The organism is Nocardioides malaquae, assembly GCF_015070385.1.
In the GTDB taxonomy this organism is placed as follows: domain Bacteria; phylum Actinomycetota; class Actinomycetes; order Propionibacteriales; family Nocardioidaceae; genus Nocardioides; species Nocardioides malaquae.
In genome coordinates, this window is the sequence record NZ_JADCSA010000806.1 from 1 (window position 1) to 252 (window position 252).

General features: G+C 69.8%; 1 protein-coding gene. It reads left to right on the forward strand.

Annotated elements, in window-relative coordinates; all coding sequences use genetic code 11:
* Positions 1–14 precede the first annotated feature (14 nt).
* On the forward strand, positions 15–252 hold a 238-nt coding region (locus IEQ44_RS16250; protein ID WP_227487681.1), incomplete at its 3' end, for a hypothetical protein.

The window sequence follows — 252 nt, forward strand, 5'->3', positions numbered from 1 at the left end:
GCCCGCAAAGCCGGGTGCGCGACGGACTGGCGGCGGCGGATGCGATGCCGCGTTATTACTGGCATCTCGGGGTGGGCGTCGAGCTGCTCGGCGTGTTGTTCCTGAACCCGATGCTGGGGGCGTGGCTGTCGCCGGTGACGCTGGGCCTCCTCCTTGCGCCCTGGCTGGCGATGGAAACGGCCAAGGTGCGGCCCGGCGAGCGGCTGGCGAAAAAGGGCGTGTTCTGCGTACCGGGATCGGCGGTCGCAGAAC